This window comes from Ruegeria sp. BHSC026, assembly GCF_059613065.1.
Map to the genome: position 1 here is coordinate 184,297 of NZ_JBXWRV010000003.1, position 16,837 is coordinate 201,133.

At 65.0% G+C, this 16,837-nt stretch carries 16 protein-coding genes; 14 read left to right on the forward strand and 2 right to left on the reverse strand.

The annotated features are described in order from the left end of the window. The first annotated feature begins 1 nt into the window (after nucleotide 1). From AC2FME_RS05385 to AC2FME_RS05405, 5 genes are all read left to right on the forward strand, one after another. Nucleotides 2-1,483 (forward strand): UDP-N-acetylmuramoyl-L-alanyl-D-glutamate--2,6-diaminopimelate ligase, encoded by a 1,482-nt coding sequence (locus AC2FME_RS05385; RefSeq protein WP_496799845.1) that lies wholly within the window; start codon nucleotides 2-4, stop codon nucleotides 1,481-1,483. Next, nucleotides 1,480-2,874, forward strand: a complete 1,395-nt coding sequence (locus AC2FME_RS05390; RefSeq protein ID WP_496799846.1) for a UDP-N-acetylmuramoyl-tripeptide--D-alanyl-D-alanine ligase — start codon at nucleotides 1,480-1,482, stop codon at nucleotides 2,872-2,874. The genes AC2FME_RS05385 and AC2FME_RS05390 overlap by 4 nt, the downstream gene beginning before the upstream one ends. A 34-nt stretch (nucleotides 2,875-2,908) precedes the next feature. Then, entirely contained in the window at nucleotides 2,909-3,991 is a 1,083-nt protein-coding gene (gene mraY, locus AC2FME_RS05395; RefSeq protein WP_496678829.1) for a phospho-N-acetylmuramoyl-pentapeptide-transferase, read from the forward strand. Between the two features lie 150 nt (nucleotides 3,992-4,141). Further along, nucleotides 4,142-5,536 carry a UDP-N-acetylmuramoyl-L-alanine--D-glutamate ligase gene (gene murD, locus AC2FME_RS05400; protein ID WP_496799847.1) on the forward strand — a complete coding sequence of 465 codons (1,395 nt, stop codon included), beginning with the start codon at nucleotides 4,142-4,144 and terminating at the stop codon, nucleotides 5,534-5,536. Between the two features lie 110 nt (nucleotides 5,537-5,646). Beyond that, nucleotides 5,647-6,021 (forward strand): glycine zipper family protein, encoded by a 375-nt coding sequence (locus AC2FME_RS05405; RefSeq protein WP_496678832.1) that lies wholly within the window; start codon nucleotides 5,647-5,649, stop codon nucleotides 6,019-6,021. On the opposite strand, the gene AC2FME_RS05410 is transcribed toward AC2FME_RS05405, so the two are convergent. Further along, nucleotides 6,018-7,199: a BaiN/RdsA family NAD(P)/FAD-dependent oxidoreductase gene (locus AC2FME_RS05410; protein ID WP_496799848.1), complete on the reverse strand. Its 1,182-nt coding sequence runs from the start codon at nucleotides 7,197-7,199 to the stop codon at nucleotides 6,018-6,020. The genes AC2FME_RS05405 and AC2FME_RS05410 overlap by 4 nt on opposite strands. 129 nt (nucleotides 7,200-7,328) lie before the next feature. Here AC2FME_RS05410 and ftsW point away from each other — a divergent pair, with 129 nt between their 5' ends. From ftsW to ftsA, 9 genes are all read left to right on the forward strand, one after another. Further along, complete coding sequence (gene ftsW / locus AC2FME_RS05415) at nucleotides 7,329-8,492, forward strand: putative lipid II flippase FtsW (protein WP_496685996.1); 1,164 nt, start codon at nucleotides 7,329-7,331, stop codon at nucleotides 8,490-8,492. Continuing rightward, complete coding sequence (locus tag AC2FME_RS05420) at nucleotides 8,492-9,589, forward strand: UDP-N-acetylglucosamine--N-acetylmuramyl-(pentapeptide) pyrophosphoryl-undecaprenol N-acetylglucosamine transferase (RefSeq protein WP_496799849.1); 1,098 nt, start codon at nucleotides 8,492-8,494, stop codon at nucleotides 9,587-9,589. Before ftsW ends, AC2FME_RS05420 begins: the two co-directional genes overlap by 1 nt. Further along, nucleotides 9,586-10,995, forward strand: coding sequence for a UDP-N-acetylmuramate--L-alanine ligase (murC, locus tag AC2FME_RS05425; RefSeq protein ID WP_170371540.1), 1,410 nt, complete (start codon nucleotides 9,586-9,588; stop codon nucleotides 10,993-10,995). The genes AC2FME_RS05420 and murC overlap by 4 nt, the downstream gene beginning before the upstream one ends. A 75-nt stretch (nucleotides 10,996-11,070) precedes the next feature. Further along, nucleotides 11,071-11,319 carry a DUF2484 family protein gene (locus tag AC2FME_RS05430; protein WP_490359448.1) on the forward strand — a complete coding sequence of 83 codons (249 nt, stop codon included), beginning with the start codon at nucleotides 11,071-11,073 and terminating at the stop codon, nucleotides 11,317-11,319. Further along, entirely contained in the window at nucleotides 11,316-11,558 is a 243-nt protein-coding gene (locus AC2FME_RS05435) for a DUF2484 family protein (protein ID WP_170357288.1), read from the forward strand. The genes AC2FME_RS05430 and AC2FME_RS05435 overlap by 4 nt, the downstream gene beginning before the upstream one ends. A gap of 55 nt (nucleotides 11,559-11,613) precedes the next feature. Beyond that, on the forward strand, nucleotides 11,614-12,540 hold the full coding sequence (gene murB / locus AC2FME_RS05440; protein ID WP_496799850.1) for a UDP-N-acetylmuramate dehydrogenase: 927 nt from the start codon (nucleotides 11,614-11,616) through the stop codon (nucleotides 12,538-12,540). A gap of 104 nt (nucleotides 12,541-12,644) precedes the next feature. Then, nucleotides 12,645-13,565: a D-alanine--D-alanine ligase gene (locus AC2FME_RS05445; protein ID WP_496799851.1), complete on the forward strand. Its 921-nt coding sequence runs from the start codon at nucleotides 12,645-12,647 to the stop codon at nucleotides 13,563-13,565. Then, nucleotides 13,553-14,560: a cell division protein FtsQ/DivIB gene (locus AC2FME_RS05450; protein WP_496678842.1), complete on the forward strand. Its 1,008-nt coding sequence runs from the start codon at nucleotides 13,553-13,555 to the stop codon at nucleotides 14,558-14,560. Before AC2FME_RS05445 ends, AC2FME_RS05450 begins: the two co-directional genes overlap by 13 nt. An 8-nt stretch (nucleotides 14,561-14,568) precedes the next feature. Next, nucleotides 14,569-15,903 (forward strand): cell division protein FtsA, encoded by a 1,335-nt coding sequence (gene ftsA / locus AC2FME_RS05455; RefSeq protein ID WP_496678843.1) that lies wholly within the window; start codon nucleotides 14,569-14,571, stop codon nucleotides 15,901-15,903. Between the two features lie 6 nt (nucleotides 15,904-15,909). Here ftsA and AC2FME_RS05460 read toward each other — a convergent pair whose 3' ends face one another. Then, nucleotides 15,910-16,788 carry a LysR family transcriptional regulator gene (locus AC2FME_RS05460; protein WP_496799852.1) on the reverse strand — a complete coding sequence of 293 codons (879 nt, stop codon included), beginning with the start codon at nucleotides 16,786-16,788 and terminating at the stop codon, nucleotides 15,910-15,912. Nucleotides 16,789-16,837: the final 49 nt, after the last annotated feature.

Sequence of the window (16,837 nt, forward strand, 5' to 3'; positions counted from 1 at the left end):
CATGGGCGCAAGGTCAAAGAAACTCAGCCAGCTGGCCCTGACCGCGCGCGGCGGTGCCGACCCGGAGATTACCGGGCTGGCCGTGGACAGCCGTCAGGTCAAGGACGGCTTTCTGTTCGCGGCGCTGCCGGGGACGCGCGTGCATGGGGGCGAATTCATCCAATATGCCCTGCGTATGGGGGCTGCCGCCATCCTGACCGATGCCGAGGGCGCGCGGATCGCCGCTGATGAACTGGCCGCCTCGGACGCCGCCCTGGTGGTGGTGCAGGACCCGCGCCAGACGCTGGCCTACAGCGCCGCATTGTGGTTCGGAGCGCAGCCGCGCACCATGGTGGCGGTCACCGGCACCAACGGCAAGACCTCGATTTCGACCTTCGTGCGCCAGATCTGGACCGAGCTGGGCCACATGGCCGTCAATCTCGGCACTACAGGAGTCGAAGGCGCCTGGACGGCACCGCTGGCCCATACCACGCCCGAACCCATCACCCTGCATCGCTGTCTGGCCGAGGCCGCCGAGGCGGGCGTGACCCACGCCGCGATGGAGGCCTCGTCGCATGGGCTGGACCAGCGCCGGCTGGACGGCGTGCATTTGACGGCGGCGGGGTTTTCGAATTTCACCCAGGATCACCTGGACTATCACGCGACGTTCGAGGCGTATTTCGCCGCCAAGGCCGGCCTGTTCGACCGGGTTCTGCCGCAGGACGGAACGGCGGTCATCAACATGGATGACCCGAAAGGGGGCGCGATCCGTGATATCGCGCAAGCACGCGGTCAGACAGTTCTGACCGTGGGCAGCGGGGATGTCGACCTTTGCCTTTTGAACCAACGGTTTGACGCCACCGGGCAGGATTTGCGCTTTGCCTGGCGCGGCAAGACCTTCCAGACCCGGCTGAACCTGATCGGCGGGTTTCAGGCGGAAAACGTTCTGCTGGCCTGCGGATTGGTCATCGCCAGCGGAGACGAGGCTGAACATGTCTTCGACACCCTGCCGCATCTGACTACGGTGCGGGGGCGGATGCAGTTGGCGGCGACCCGCAGCAACGGGGCGGCGGTATTCGTCGATTACGCGCACACGCCCGACGCCGTAGCCACCGCGTTGCAGGCGCTGCGCCCGCATGTGATGGGCCGGTTGATCGCCATCGTCGGCGCGGGCGGCGACCGGGATGCGACCAAGCGCCCGCTGATGGGCCGCGCCGCGGCCGAGAACGCCGATATCGTCTTTGTCACCGACGACAACCCGCGCTCGGAAGACCCCGCCGCCATCCGCGCCGCGGTGATGGCCGGGGCCCCCGACGCGACCGAGGTTGCCGACCGGGCCGAAGCCATCCTGCGCGGCATAGATGCATTGCAACCGGGCGATGCGCTGCTGATCGCGGGCAAGGGGCACGAGACCGGGCAGATCGTGGGTGACCAGGTTCTGCCGTTCGATGACGTGGAACAGGCTAACATCGCCGTGGCCGCACTGGACGGGAGGGTCGCATGACACTCTGGACTGCATCCGAGGCCGCCGCCGCGACGGGTGGACAGGCCACGACCGATTGGCAGGCGCGCGGCGTATCCATCGATACGCGCACGCTGCAACCGGGCGACCTGTTCGTGGCGTTGAAGGCGGCGCGCGACGGGCATGATTTCGTGGCGCAGGCGCTGGAAAAGGGGGCCGCCGCCGCGCTGGTCTCGCGGGTGCCCGATGGTGTGGCCCACGATGCGCCACTGTTGATCGTCAATGACGTACAGACCGCGCTCGAGGCGCTGGGCCGCGCCGCCCGTGACCGGTGCAAGGCCCGCGTGGTCGGGGTGACGGGCAGTGTCGGCAAGACCTCGACCAAGGAGATGCTGGCGACCATCCTGTCGGATCAGGGCCGCACCCATGCCAGCGTCGCCAGCTACAACAACCATTGGGGTGTACCGCTGACTCTGGCCCGGATGCCGCGCGACACCGAATATGCGGTGATCGAGATCGGCATGAACCACCCCGGCGAAATTGCACCCCTCGCGCGGCAGGCCCGCCCGCATGTGGCGCTGGTCACCACGGTCGCCGCGGTTCACCTTGAGGCGTTCGAGTCTGTTGCCGGCATAGCCCACGAAAAGGCCGCCATCTTCGAAGGATTGGAGGCCGGCGGCGCCGCAATCGTAAACGCCGACCTGGATCATACCGACATCCTACGCACCTGCGCCGCCCGACATGGCGCTGTGATCGTGGATTTCGGCCGCACCGCGTCGGATTACCGTTTGATTGACGTGACCCAGTCGCCCACAGACATCCACGTGACCGCCGAGGCCTTCGGCCGACCTATTTCCTTCGACGTGCAATCGGCGGGGACGCATTTTGCCATGAACGGCCTGGGCGCGCTTGCCGCCTGTGTCGCGCTAGGTGTCGATCTGGACGCGGCCATTGCCGGCCTGGCCAAATGGGCGCCGGTTACAGGGCGGGGCGTGCGCGAGATGGTGACATTGCCGGACGGCGGGCAGATCGAACTGCTGGATGACAGTTACAACGCCAATCCGACCTCGATGGCGGCGGCGCTGGATGTGCTGGCGGCGGCGCAGGGCGCACGGCGCATCGCCTTTCTGGGCGACATGAAGGAGCTGGGATCACAAGAGCGCGCCATGCACGCAGGGCTGGCGGATGTGCCTGCCATGGTACGGATCGACAAGGTGCATTGCATCGGGCCGCTGATGCAGGCGCTGCACGAGGCCTTGCCCGAGGGCAAGCGTGGCCTGTGGTTCGAAACCAGCGCCGAAATGGCCCGGCATCTACCGGGTCTGGTTCAGGCGGGCGATGCGGTTCTGGCAAAGGGCTCGCTCAGCATGGCGCTGGCACGGATTGTTGACGGGCTGCGGAAAATGGGGCAAGTGGGCGCGCTTGACGCATGACCACCCATGACCGCCGTGTGAGAAAGGCTTTTGGATGCTGTATTGGTTGACCGCCCTGTCGGATGGAGGGGATTTTTTCAACCTCTTCCGCTATATCACGTTCCGCGCAGGCGGCGCCTTTCTGACGGCACTGATCTTTGGCTTTCTATTCGGCAAGCCGTTGATCAACGTCCTGCGCCGGAAACAGGGCAAGGGCCAGCCGATCCGCGATGATGGCCCCGAAGGGCATTTCTCCAAAGCTGGCACACCCACGATGGGCGGGCTGCTGATCGTGGGGGCACTGGTGACGTCGACCCTGTTGTGGGCGCGTTGGGACAACCCCTATGTCTGGATGGTTCTGTTCGTCACGCTGGCCTATGCGGCCATCGGATTTGCGGACGACTATGCCAAGGTGTCCAAGCAGAATACCAAGGGCGTTTCCGGCAGGATGCGCCTGGCTTTGGGCATCATCATCGCCGCGCTGGCCGCGCTGTGGGCGACTCTGCACCACCCGGAGATGCTGCAGAACCAGTTGGCCGTGCCGATCTTCAAGGACACGCTGATCAATCTGGGTATCTTCTACATTCCGTTCTCGATCGTGGTGATCGTGGGGGCGGCGAATGCCGTTAACCTGACCGACGGGCTGGACGGGCTGGCCATCATGCCCGCGATGATCGCGGCCTCGACCTTGGGCGTGATCGCCTATGCGGTGGGTCGCGTCGACTTTACCGAATATCTGGACGTGCACTATGTTCCCGGCACGGGTGAGATCCTGATCTTCACCGCCGCGCTGTTTGGCGGCGGGCTTGGGTTTCTGTGGTACAACGCGCCGCCCGCCGCGGTGTTCATGGGGGATACCGGATCACTGGCTTTGGGCGGCGCACTGGGCGCCATCGCGGTCGCCACCAAGCACGAGCTGGTTCTGGCCATCGTCGGCGGCCTGTTCGTGGTCGAGGCGTTGAGCGTGATCATCCAGGTGCTGTATTACAAACGCACCGGGCGGCGGGTGTTCCTGATGGCGCCGATCCATCACCACTATGAGAAAAAAGGCTGGGCCGAACCGACCATCGTGATCCGATTCTGGATCATCTCGCTGATCTTGGCGATGATCGGTCTGGCGACGCTGAAAGTACGGTAAGGCTCCCGCCGGGCGCAGCAGGCCTGCGGCCCGCCTGTACCCGTTGGGCCCGGCTCGCGCCAAGGGCGCGAGCCTGACGCCGCCCTTGCCAAGGGTCAATTCTTCGGTACAGGGTGGCGGCGCATTGGCAGATGGAAGAAGGTGCGCGGCATGATCCCGGTCGAAGGGTTTTCAGGACATAAGGTTGCGGTTCTGGGGCTGGGGCGGTCGGGCCTGGCCACGGCGCACGCATTGCGGGCTGGTGGGGCCGAGCCGGTGTGCTGGGATGACAACCCTGCCGCGCGCGAAAAGGCCGAGGACGCGGGGTTCATGTGTCAGGACCTGCGACGGCAGGGCGCCTTTGACGCGATCGCCACCTTGATCGTTTCGCCCGGCATTCCCCATCTTTATCCTGAACCGAACCCGGTTGTTGCCGCCGCACTGCAGGCTGGCGTACCGGTCGACAATGACATTGGTCTGTTCTTCCGCTCGTTGGGCGGTGCCGAATGGGACAAGTTCGATGTGCCGCCGCGTGTGGTCGCCGTCACCGGTTCGAACGGGAAATCGACCACGGCCGCGCTGATCCACCACATCCTGACCCAGTCGGGGCGCGAGGCGCAACTGGCGGGCAATATCGGGCGCGGGGTGCTGGATATCGAGCCCGGCGGCGATGGATCGGTGGTGGTGCTGGAACTTTCCAGCTATCAAACCGAGCTGGCGCGTGCGCTGACGCCCGACGTGGCGGTGTTCACCAATCTCTCGCCCGACCATCTGGACCGGCACGGGGGCATGGGCGGCTATTTCGCCGCCAAACGCCGCCTGTTCTCCGAAGGCGGTCCCGACCGCGCCGTGATCGGCGTGGACGAGATCGAAGGCGCGTTTTTGGCAGGGCAACTTGCCGAAGGGCCGGGCGACGACCGGGTGATCCGCGTCTCGGTGGCGCGCAAATTGGCCGGCCCGGGCTGGCAGGTCTTTGCCCGCAAGGGGTTCCTGTCGGAATACCGCAAAGGGCGGCAGGCCGCTTCGATCGACCTGCGCGGCATCAAGGGCCTGCCCGGCACCCACAACCATCAAAATGCGTGTTCGGCCTATGCCGCCTGCCGCGCGCTGGGGCTGGCGCCCAAGATGATCGAGGACGCGATGCACAGCTATCCGGGTCTGCCGCACCGCAGCCAGATCATCGCTGAGGCGAATGGCGTGACCTTCGTAAACGATTCCAAGGCCACCAATGTCGACAGCGCGGTCAAGGCTCTGGGCGCGTTCAAGAAGATCCGCTGGATCTGCGGCGGGCTTGAGAAAGAGGGCGGCATTGCCGCGCTGAACGACGCGACCGACGAGGTTCTGTGCGCCTATGTGATCGGGCGGGAGGCGGCCGCGTTCGCCATGCAGTTGTCGGTCGAAACCCGCGTCTGCACCACCATGGCCGAGGCGGTGGAGCAGGCCATGTGCGACGCCGCGCCGGGTGAAACTGTACTGCTAGCCCCCGCGGCGGCCAGTTTCGACCAGTACGACAATTTTGAACAGCGCGGCGATGATTTCGTGGCGCAGGTGAAACAGCGGTTGTGATCCCGACATTTGCAATGAACCGCCGATTGCGCCAAGGTGAACCGCCATCGGCTTGACGCGCCTCAAAAATCCAGATTTGCGTCAGGCGAAACAGACACGAGGTCAAAACGATGCCGAACCGTAAGCTTTCCCTGATCCTGCCCGCGCTTCTGACTGTGGCGGCCTGCGCCGATGTCGGCGCGAACTACCAGCCTATCGTCGATGGTCCGGTCAGCCCCAACTACAACGCTGACCTGGCCCAGTGTCAGGCCCTTGCGCGCCAGCAGGGCACCGTCGACGCCAATACCGCGCGCAGTGCCGCGGTCGGTGCGGCCGGGGTGGCCGGCACCAAGGCCATCATCGACGACAGCGCCAGCGATCTGGGCCGTGCGGCCGTGGCCGGTGCATTGGTGGGCGCGGGCGCCAGCGCCATCTCGAACACGCAAAAGCAGGAAGTCATCGTGCGCAACTGTATGCGCGGCCGCGGCTACAACGTCGTAGGCTAAACGCGAGCGGCGATTGCTTTTCCGGCGGCGTGGCCCGAGGACCACGCCCACTGAAAATTGTATCCGCCTAGCCATCCGGTGACATCCACCGCTTCGCCAATCGCAAAGAGGCCGGGGACATCCCTGGCCTCCATCGTTTTGGACGACAGGCCATCCGTGTCGATGCCGCCCAAGGTGACCTCGGCGGTGCGGTACCCCTCGGTGCCCGAGGGGGTCAGCACCCAGTCGGACAGCGCATCGGTCAGTGCCTGCAGTGCCGCATCCGATTGATCGGCCAGGTTGCCGGGCATCGGGATGTGGGTGCTCAGATACTCGACCAGGCGGGCGGGCAGGTGACGTGCCAGTGCGGTGGTCAGTGCCTTGCGGCCCGCGCTTTGCCGCCGCGCGCGGAGCAGGTCCAACAGGGACAACTCGGGGATCAGGTTGACCCGGATCGCCTCGCCCTCGCGCCAGTACGAGGAGAGTTGCAGCACCGCTGGCCCGCTCAGGCCGCGATGGGTGAACAGCAGCGCCTCTTCGAAACTTGCGCGCGTATTCGACAGTCGCGCGGGGACGGAAACTCCGGACAGGTCCTTGAACCGCCCATCCGGAAAGGTGAACGGCACCAAGGCCGCGCGGGTTTCTGTCACGCGCAGGCCGAACTGTGCAGCAATGTCATAGGCCAGCCCAGTCGCACCCATCTTGGGGATGGATTTGCCCCCTGTGGCCACCACCAGGTTGGCACAGCTCAGGTCGTGCCGCGCGCCCTCGCGCTCGACCGATAGGGAAAATCCGGTTTCGGTCTTTCGCAGATCGCGCAGCGACGTATGCAACCACAGCTCGGCGCCCGCGCGGTCCATCTCGGCCAGCAGCATGGCGATGATCTGCTTCGATGAGCCGTCGCAGAACAGCTGCCCCAGCGTCTTTTCATGCCAGGCGATGCCGTGGCGGCCTACGAGGTCGATGAAGTCCCACTGGGTGTATCGTGCCAGGGCCGATTTGCAGAAATGCGGGTTCTGCGACAGAAAGTTCTGCGGCCCGGCGTGGAGGTTGGTAAAGTTGCACCGCCCACCGCCCGAGATGCGGATCTTTTCCCCCGGCGCCTTGGCGTGGTCGATCACCAGTACACGACCGCCACAATGGGCGGCGCACATCATGCCGGCGGCTCCTGCGCCCAGTATGATCGTGTCAAATCGCATCCCCTGCCCTTGGCGCGGATTGACGCCAATGACAAGAGGAAGAGGCTGGCCTGAGGTGCATTTTCCCTGTAGACTCTTGAACAGATCCCGAAAACGGGACGGTAACGAGGCAGATAGTGGCGGTATCTCATGACTGAGATGGTGTATGGCGCGGTCCAGGACCAGCGCGGTGAACCGATCCTTCCGAAATGGTGGCGGACGATTGACCGCTGGACGATGTCCTGCGTGCTGATCCTGTTTGCGATCGGGCTTTTGCTGGGGCTGGCCTCATCGCCGCCGCTGGCGCAGCGCAACGGGTTCGATCCGTTCCACTATGTCGAGCGGCAGGCGTTGTTTGGATCGCTGGCGCTGATCGCAATGCTGCTGACCTCGATGATGTCGCCCACGTTGGTGCGACGGCTGGCGGTTCTGGGCTTTCTGGCGGCCTTCGTGGCGCTGGCCTTTCTGCCGATCTTCGGGACCGATTTCGGCAAGGGGGCGGTGCGCTGGTATTCGCTGGGCTTCGCCTCGGTCCAACCGTCCGAGTTTCTGAAGCCCGGCTTCATCGTCGTGGCCGCCTGGCTGCTGGCCGCGGCGCAAGAAATCAACGGTCCGCCGGGGCGGCTGTGGTCCTTCGCGCTGTGCCTGTCGATCGTGGGCATGCTGGTGATGCAGCCTGATTTCGGTCAGGCCTGTCTAATCCTGTTCGGCTGGGGCGTGATGTATTTTGTGGCCGGTGCGCCGATGTTTCTGCTGTTGGGTATGGCGGGGGCGGTCGTCTTGGGTGGCATGTTCGCCTACGCCAATTCCGAACATTTCGCCCGGCGCATCGATGGTTTCCTGAACCAGGAAGTCGATCCCACCACCCAGTTGGGTTATGCCACCAACGCCATCCGAGAGGGCGGCCTGTTCGGCGTTGGCGTGGGAGAGGGGCAGGTAAAATGGTCGCTGCCCGATGCGCATACCGATTTCATCATCGCCGTGGCGGCCGAGGAATACGGCCTGATCCTGGTGCTGATCATCATCGCGCTTTATGCGCTGATCGTCGTGCGCTCGCTGCTGCGGCTGATGCGCGAACGTGACATGTTCATCCGTCTGGCGGGCACCGGTCTGGCCTGCATGTTCGGTGTGCAGGCGATGATCAACATGGGCGTCGCCGTGCGCCTGCTGCCGGCCAAGGGCATGACGCTGCCCTTCGTCAGCTATGGCGGCTCGTCGCTGATCGCGGGCGGCATCGCGCTGGGCATGCTTCTGGCCTTCACCCGCACCCGCCCACAGGGCGAACTGGGCGACATTCTGCGCGGACGGAGCTGATGACCAACCCTTATTTGCTGATCGCGGCTGGCGGAACCGGGGGCCACATGTTCCCCGCTCAGGCGCTTGCTGAGGCCATGGTGAACAAGGGTTGGCGCGTGCGCCTGTCCACCGACGCGCGCGGCGCGCGCTATACGGGCGGTTTCCCGCATTCTACCGAGATTGTCGAGGTGTCCTCGGCCACATTCGCCCGCGGCGGGCTGGCGGCCAAGGCGCTGGCCGGTCCCCGGATCGCGGCCGGAGTTGCCGGGATGACGGCCCAGTTGCTGCGCAACAGGCCGGACGTGGTGGTGGGGTTCGGCGGCTACCCGTCGATCCCGGCGCTGAGCGCGGCGGTGATGCTGCGTCTGCCCCGCATGATCCACGAACAAAACGGCGTTCTGGGGCGTGTGAACCAGCTGTTCGCCACCCGCGTTGCGCATGTGGCCTGCGGCGTCTGGCCCACCGACCTGCCAGAGGGCGCCCACGGTATCCACACCGGCAACCCCGTCCGGGCCGCCGTGCTGGAGCGCGCCGCCGCGCCTTACATCCCGCCCGGAGATTACCCGATGTCGGTGCTCGTGATGGGCGGCAGCCAGGGCGCCCGCATCCTCAGCGACGTGGTCCCCGGCGCCATCGCGGCACTGCCCGAGAGCCTGCGCCAGTATATCCGTGTTTCGCACCAAGCGCGCGAAGAGGATGTCGAGCGGGTCACCGCCTTCTACGCCGACCATGGTATTTTGGCCGAGGTCCAGCCTTTTTTCCAAGACGTGCCTCGCCGTATGTCCGAGGCGCAATTGGTGATCAGCCGCTCGGGTGCGTCGAGCGTGGCTGACATCTCGGTGATCGGGCGGCCCTCGGTCCTGATCCCCTTTGCTGCCGCAGCAGGCGATCACCAGACCGCTAATGCGCGCGGGCTGGTACAGGCGGGCGCGGCGATCATGATCCCCGAAAAGGCCCTTGACGTTCCCGCCCTGACCGAGCAAATCGCACTGGTTCTGACCAACCCCGAAGCCGCACAGAAAATGGCCCATGCCGCCCTGTCTGTCGGGGCGCCCGACGCGACCGAGCGTCTGGTGGCCCTTGTCGAACAGCTGGCGCAGAAGGAGACCCCATGAATCCAGCAACCAAACTGCCGCAGGATGTCGGACCGATCCATTTCGTGGGCATCGGCGGCATCGGGATGTCGGGCATTGCCGAAGTGCTGCTGAACCTTGGGTATCAGGTGCAGGGATCCGACCTTAAAGCCTCGAAGATCACCGACCGTCTGGCGTCGCTGGGGGCTGAGATTTTTGTGGGTCAGCGGGCTGAAAACCTCGACAATGCCGCGGTGGTTGTCGTTTCGACCGCGATCAAGCCGGGCAACCCAGAACTGGACGGCGCCCGTGCATTGGGCCTGCCGGTGGTGCGCCGTGCCGACATGCTGGCCGAGCTGATGCGGCTGAAATCCAACATTGCCATCGCCGGTACCCACGGCAAGACCACGACCACCACGATGATGGCCGAGCTGATGGTGGCGGGCGATTTCGACCCAACCGTCATCAACGGCGGCGTAATCCATGCTTACGGCTCGAACGCGCGGATGGGGCAGGGCGAATGGATGGTGGTCGAGGCCGACGAATCCGACGGCTCGTTCAACCGGCTGCCCGCGACCATCGCCATCGTGACCAATATCGACCCTGAGCACATGGAGCATTGGGGCGATTTCGACCGGCTGCGCGCGGGCTTTCACGATTTCGTCTCGAACATCCCGTTTTACGGTCTGGCGGTGTGCTGCACCGACCATGCCGAGGTTCAGGCACTGGTGGGCCGCATCACCGACCGCCGCGTGCGCACTTATGGGTTCAACGCCCAGGCCGACGTGCGTGCGGTCAACCTGACCTACAAGGGCGGCATTGCGCATTTCGACATCCACCTGCAATACGAGGACACGGTGATCGAGGGTTGCACCCTCCCGATGCCGGGCGATCACAACGTCTCGAACGCGCTGTCGGCCGTGGCCGTGGCACGTCATCTGGGCATGAAAACCGCTGAAATCCGCGATGCGCTGGCCAATTTCGGCGGCGTCAACCGCCGCTTTACCAAGGTGGGCGAGGTGAACGGCGTCACCATCATCGACGATTACGGCCACCACCCGGTGGAAATCGCGGCGGTGCTCAAGGCCGCGCGTCAGGCGACCGAAGGCCGTGTGATCGCCGTGCATCAGCCGCACCGCTATTCGCGTCTGTCTAACCTGTTCGACGATTTCTGCGCCTGTTTCAACGACGCCGATGTCGTGGCCATTGCCGAGGTCTTCTCTGCCGGTGAGGATCCGATCGAAGGCGCCAGCCGCGATGATCTGGTGCAGGGCCTGATCCGTCACGGCCACCGCCACGCGCGCGCGCTGCTGGACGAAGGCGACCTGGAGCGTCTGGTACGCGAGCAGGCCCGGCCCGGCGACATGGTCGTCTGCCTGGGCGCGGGCACCATCAGTGCCTGGGCCAATGCGCTGCCTGACCGGCTGAAGGTAAAACAAGCCGTTTGACGTTAGCAGGCATTTGGGTGCACAACTTGCGGATGTGTTCCTGCCCTGGCATGTGACTCATTTGCGGAGAGAGCCATGGATTATTCCGTTTTCTTTGCCGCCCTTTGGGTGATCTGCGCCACTGTCGTGGCGCTGTTGCCGATGCGCCTGCAATTTCCGCCGGGCATCGTACTACTGATCTGCGCACCAGTTCTGATCGTCTGGCTTGGCGTGGCCCATGGCTGGTTGATCGGAGCGCTGGCCTTTGCCGGGTTCGTATCGATGTTCCGCAACCCCATCCGGTATTACTGGCGAAAATGGTCGGGCCGCGAGGTGGGGCAATGAGTTGGTCGATCGCACTGGCCGCCCTGTGGGGCGTCGCCGCCAATGTGCTGGCCATGATCCCCAGCAAGGACAACCACTGGACCCGCGCCTATGCGCTGATCGCGGTGGGCATCCCGATCCTGGGCTATGTCACTTACGAAAACGGCCCGTGGGTCGGCCTGTTCGTTCTGGCCGCCGGCATGTCGGTGCTGCGTTGGCCCGTGATCTACCTTGGGCGATGGCTGCGGCGGCGGATTTGAACCTGCGTCTTGGAACGGGCTTGCCACGCCCCACCGAATCCGCGATCTAGCCTCAATGACCACTTTGCCAACGCCTCAAGGCCGCCTGACGCCGGACCGACCTCTGAACGACCTCACCTGGCTGCGTGTTGGCGGCCCGGCGGATTATCTGTTTCAGCCGGCTGCCCTTCAGGATTTGCAGGCTTTCCTGCGAGATCTTCCGTCCGAGGTGCCGGTGTTCCCGATGGGCGTCGGCTCGAATCTGATCGTCCGCGACGGCGGGCTGCGGGCCGTGGTGATCCGACTGGGGCGCGGCTTCAACTGCATCTCGGTCGAAGGCACCACAGTTACCGCAGGGGCGGCCGCACTGGATGCGCATGTCGCGCGCAAGGCGGCGGATGCGGGGGTGGACCTCACCTTTCTGCGCACCATTCCCGGTTCCATCGGTGGGGCCGTGCGGATGAATGCCGGTTGCTACGGCAGCTATACGGCGGATGTTCTGAAATCGGCCACCATCGTCACCCGGCAGGGCGAGTTGGTCGAGCTGACGCCGGCCGACCTGAACTTCCGCTATCGCCAGTCCGACCTGCCCGAGGGTGCGGTGTTGGTGTCGGCCACGTTCCAGGGCCCGGCGGGTGACCCGGCTGACCTGCACGCCCGGATGGAGGCGCAGTTGAAAAAGCGCGACGAGACCCAGCCCACCAAGGACCGCAGCGCCGGGTCGACCTTTCGCAATCCGGCCGGGTTTTCCTCGACCGGGCGGGCCGATGATGTGCACGACCTGAAGGCCTGGAAGGTGATCGACGACGCCGGAATGCGCGGCGCCCGACGCGGGGGCGCACAAATGAGCCCCAAGCACTCGAACTTCCTGATCAACACCGGAAACGCCACCGCCGCCGACCTCGAAGGGCTGGGCGAAGAGGTGCGAAAAAAGGTTTACGAAACAAGCGGGATCACGCTACAGTGGGAAATCATGCGGGTCGGTGATCCGCTGACAGATTAAAGCCCCGACCGTCAGACCAAAACAGGCAAATTCAGGCGACGGATCAAAGGCATAACGAAATACGGACCACCAGATAAGGTCCGGGGACATTGAGGCGCACGAACGTGGGTAGGTCGAGCAGGACAAACCCCAAAGTGGCGGTATTGATGGGCGGCCCCTCGGCGGAACGCGAGGTGTCTCTCAGCAGCGGGCGCGAATGCGCAGCCGCCCTTGTGGGAGAAGGGATCGAGGTCGTCGAACTGGACGCCGGTCCTGACCTTTGTGCGCGCTTGCAGGACATCAAGCCCGACGTTGTCTTCAACGCCTTGCATGGCCGCTGGGGTGAGGATGGTTGCGTGCAGGGTCTGCTGGAGTGGCTGCGAATTCCCTACACGCATTCCGGCGTGTTGGCTTCGGCGCTGGCCATGGACAAACAGCGTAGCAAAGAGGTATTCCGCGCGGCCGGCCTGCCGGTGGCCAACAGCTTGATCGTTCCGAAATCGGACGTGATGGCGGGACACGTCATGCCCGCGCCATATGTGGTCAAGCCCAACAACGAAGGATCGAGCGTTGGGATCTACCTTGTGTTCGAGGGGTCGAACGGCCCGCCGCAGCTGTCGGATGACATGCCCGAACAGGTCATGGTCGAGCAATACGTGGCCGGGCGCGAGCTGACGGTCACCGTGATGGGCGACCGCGCCCTGACCGTGACCGAGATCCTGACCGACGGCTGGTATGACTACGACGCCAAATACAAGCCCGGCGGGTCGCGCCACGTGCTGCCCGCCGATATCCCGCCGCGTATCTTCGAGCTGTGCATGGATTATGCCCTGCGCGCGCATCAGGTTTTGGGGTGCCGGGGCGTCAGTCGCACCGACTACCGCTGGGACGACGCCAAGGGCGAAGACGGCCTGTTCCTACTGGAGACCAACACCCAGCCGGGTATGACCCCCACCTCGCTGGTGCCTGAACAAGCCGCGCATCTGGGCATGACCTTCGGTCAGCTCTGCGGCTGGATGGTCGAGGACGCTTCATGCGATCGTTGACCGCCTCGCGCGCGCCAGACGTATATCGGCCCAAACCCCTTGCGGGGCCGGATGCAACATTTCAGGCTGGCGGCAATGCAAAGGCCCAGTCTGATCCCAAGCTGCGCCTGCGCGGTGGGCGTCTGTTCCGCCGTCGCACCGGGCGTGCCGATCCCGCCCCTTCGCGCCTCAGCTACCGTCTGCAGCGCTGGATGCTGACTCCAGGCATCCGGCGCGGCCTCAAGATCGGTCTGCCTCTGGGCGCTCTGGCCGCCGCCGTTGGTCTGTTCTTTGCCGACGAGACCCGGCGCGAAGCACTGACTGCGCAAGTCGACGGCGTAATCACCGCTTTCCAGGAACGTCCCGAATTCATGGTCAAGCTGATGGCGATCGACGGCGCGGGTTCCGACCTGTCCGATGACATTCGAGAGGTGGTGCCGCTCGATTTCCCCATCAGTTCGTGGGATCTGGATGTCGAGCAGATCCGCGACACGATCACCGGGCTGGATCCGGTGAAGTCGGCCAGCGTGCGGATCCGGCCGGGCGGTATCCTGCAGGTGGACGTGGTCGAGCGTCAGCCGGTCGTCGTATGGCGCACGCGCGAAGGCCTCGAGCTGCTGGACGAAACCGGCGCGCATGTGGCGTCGATCGCCCGCCGGACGGAGCGGCCCGATCTGCCGCTGATCGCGGGCGAGGGTGCTGACAAGCATGTGGCCGAGGCGCTGGAACTGCTGCGCACCGCGCGCGGCCTGGGCGACCGTGTGCGCGGCCTGCTGCGGGTGGGCGAACGGCGCTGGGATCTGGTTCTGGACCGCAACCAGCGCATCATGCTGCCGACCGAGCGCCCGGTGCGTGCGCTGGAGCGGGTTCTGGCAGTGAACGAGGTTCAGGATCTTCTGGAACGGGACGTGGCCGTGGTCGATATGCGGCTCGGGTCGCGCCCGACCATTCGGATGACCGAAGCCGCCAGCGCAGACTGGTGGAATACAAAAGTGACAACGGGTAACGGGCAGTGAATACGATGATGACCGATCTTTATCAGTCTCAGCGCGCGATGCGCCAGATGCGCCAGCAGGCCATGCAGCGGGGGGTGGTCGCGATCCTCGATGTGGGGACATCCAAGATTGCCTGCCTCGTGCTGCGGTTCGACGGGACCGGTCGGCTGAGCGAGGACAATTCGATCGGCTCGCTGGCCGGGCAGACCGGGTTTCGGGTCATCGGCGCGGCCACCACCCGGTCGCGTGGGGTGCGGTTCGGCGAGATCACGGCCATGCAGGAAACCGAACGCGCCATCCGCACAGCGCTGCAGGCGGCGCAGAAGATGGCCGACATCCGGGTCGATCACGTGATCGCCTGTTTCTCGGGGGCCAATCCGCGCTCGTATGGACTGGACGCGCAGGTGGACCTGGACGGGCACGAGGTCACCGAGGCCGAGATCGGTCGCGTTCTGAATGCTTGCGACGTGCCCGACTATGGGGCGGGGCGCGAGGTGCTGCATGCCCAGCCGGTGAATTTCGCGCTCGACAACCGCTCGGGCTTGATCGACCCGCGCGGGCAGATGGGGCAGACGCTGGCCGTGGACATGCACATGCTGACCGTCGATGCGGTCGCCATCCAGAACCTGGTGCGCTGCATCAAGCGGTGCGATCTGGAGTTGGCGGGCATTGCCAACTCGGCTTATGTGTCGGGAATTTCGGCGCTGGTCGAGGACGAGCAGGAACTGGGCGCCGCCTGTATCGACATGGGCGGTGGATCGACCGGCGTGTCGATCTTCATCAAAAAACACATGATCTATGCCGACAGCGTACGCATGGGCGGCGATCACGTCACCAGTGACATTTCGATGGGGCTGGGGGTCTCGACCACCATCGCCGAACGGATCAAGACCTTCAATGGCGGCGTTCATGCCACTGGCGCCGATGACCGCGACATGATCGACATCGGCGCGGACACCGGCGACTGGGAACACGACCGACGCACCGTCAGCCGTGCCGAACTGATCGGCATCATGCGCCCCCGCGTCGAAGAGATTCTGGAAGAGGTCCGCCTGCGGCTGGACGCCGCCGGGTTCGACCACATGCCCAGCCAGCAGATCGTGTTGACCGGAGGAGGCAGCCAGATTCCCGGCCTCGATGGGCTGGCCAGCCGCATTCTGGGCCAGCGGGTCCGCCTGGGGCGGCCTCTGCGGGTGCACGGCCTGCCGCAATCGGCCACGGGGCCCGGCTTTTCCTCGGCGGTCGGATTGGCCCTGTTTGCCGCGCATCCGCAGGACGAATGGTGGGATTTCGAAACCCCGGTCGACAGCTCGGCCGTGCGCCCGTTCCGCCGTGCCGTGCGCTGGTTCAAGGACAACTGGTAAGGATGCTCAGCCCGGCCAGGCAAAGCTTCTGGCCGAGCGCATCATAGCCTCCATCGGGGGCGAGAATTTGCGGCCGGGAACGGTGATCATCGCCACCTCCCGGCTCACCTCGGGCTCAGTCAGCGGGCGCTGGACGAGGCCGGGCAGAGTCACCGAATATTCCGGCATGAAGGCAAAACCGATCCCGGCCAGAACCATCGCCTGCACCCAGTCCTCGCGTTCCGAACGAAACCGGGCATACAGCTCGACCCCCTTCGAATCGCAGACCGACATGACCATTTCGCGCAGTTCGCAGGCCAGCCGGTCGACGTAGTCCTGCCCCGAAAGCTCGGCCAGCGTTATGGCGTTCTTGCGCTGCAGCCGGTGCTCGGGCGGCAGAACCACCACGTAGCGTTCGGAATAGAGAGGGTGGACGCGGAACCTGTCGCGGATGTCGTCGCCCGCCGTCATCACCACCGCGTCCAGCTCGTCATCGGCCAGAAGGCTCTCCAACTCCGATACTGGGGCTTCCCTGACCGCCAGTTCCATGCCGGGGTGGTCGTGCTTGAAGGCGGCCAGAAATCGCGCCAGCCGCACATGCCCGATCGTCGGCATCACGCCAAGGCGGATCGGTGTCTTTTCCAGCAGGCAAAAGTTGCGGGCCAGAACCCGCGTGGCCTCGGTCTCTTCGAGGATGTGTTCGAGATGCGGCAGCATCGAACGGCCGAACTCGCTGAGCAGGATGCGCCGCCCCTCGCGGTGAAATACCGGCGCGCCCAGCTCCTCCTCCAGCGCCTTGATGCCCTTGGTCAGCGCCGGTTGCGACACGTCGCATTCCTCGGCCGCCTTGGTGAAATTAAGCGTCCGCGCCGCGGTCAGGACATAGCGGATCTGGGACATCTCCATGGCAACCCTCCCCTTGAAAACCACAGGGCAAGGATACAACACCCGGGCC

Bases quoted from the DNA above. Each gene is read 5' to 3' on its own strand.
- AC2FME_RS05385 (WP_496799845.1), top strand. From the start codon at position 2: ATGGGCGCAAGGTCAAAGAAACTCAGCCAGCTGGCCCTGACCGCGCGC.
- AC2FME_RS05390 (WP_496799846.1), top strand. From the start codon at position 1,480: ATGACACTCTGGACTGCATCCGAGGCCGCCGCCGCGACGGGTGGACAG.
- mraY (WP_496678829.1), top strand. From the start codon at position 2,909: ATGCTGTATTGGTTGACCGCCCTGTCGGATGGAGGGGATTTTTTCAAC.
- murD (WP_496799847.1), top strand. From the start codon at position 4,142: ATGATCCCGGTCGAAGGGTTTTCAGGACATAAGGTTGCGGTTCTGGGG.
- AC2FME_RS05405 (WP_496678832.1), top strand. From the start codon at position 5,647: ATGCCGAACCGTAAGCTTTCCCTGATCCTGCCCGCGCTTCTGACTGTG.
- AC2FME_RS05410 (WP_496799848.1), bottom strand. From the start codon at position 7,199: ATGCGATTTGACACGATCATACTGGGCGCAGGAGCCGCCGGCATGATG.
- ftsW (WP_496685996.1), top strand. From the start codon at position 7,329: ATGACTGAGATGGTGTATGGCGCGGTCCAGGACCAGCGCGGTGAACCG.
- AC2FME_RS05420 (WP_496799849.1), top strand. From the start codon at position 8,492: ATGACCAACCCTTATTTGCTGATCGCGGCTGGCGGAACCGGGGGCCAC.
- murC (WP_170371540.1), top strand. From the start codon at position 9,586: ATGAATCCAGCAACCAAACTGCCGCAGGATGTCGGACCGATCCATTTC.
- AC2FME_RS05430 (WP_490359448.1), top strand. From the start codon at position 11,071: ATGGATTATTCCGTTTTCTTTGCCGCCCTTTGGGTGATCTGCGCCACT.
- AC2FME_RS05435 (WP_170357288.1), top strand. From the start codon at position 11,316: ATGAGTTGGTCGATCGCACTGGCCGCCCTGTGGGGCGTCGCCGCCAAT.
- murB (WP_496799850.1), top strand. From the start codon at position 11,614: ATGACCACTTTGCCAACGCCTCAAGGCCGCCTGACGCCGGACCGACCT.
- AC2FME_RS05450 (WP_496678842.1), top strand. From the start codon at position 13,553: ATGCGATCGTTGACCGCCTCGCGCGCGCCAGACGTATATCGGCCCAAA.
- ftsA (WP_496678843.1), top strand. From the start codon at position 14,569: ATGACCGATCTTTATCAGTCTCAGCGCGCGATGCGCCAGATGCGCCAG.
- AC2FME_RS05460 (WP_496799852.1), bottom strand. From the start codon at position 16,788: ATGGAGATGTCCCAGATCCGCTATGTCCTGACCGCGGCGCGGACGCTT.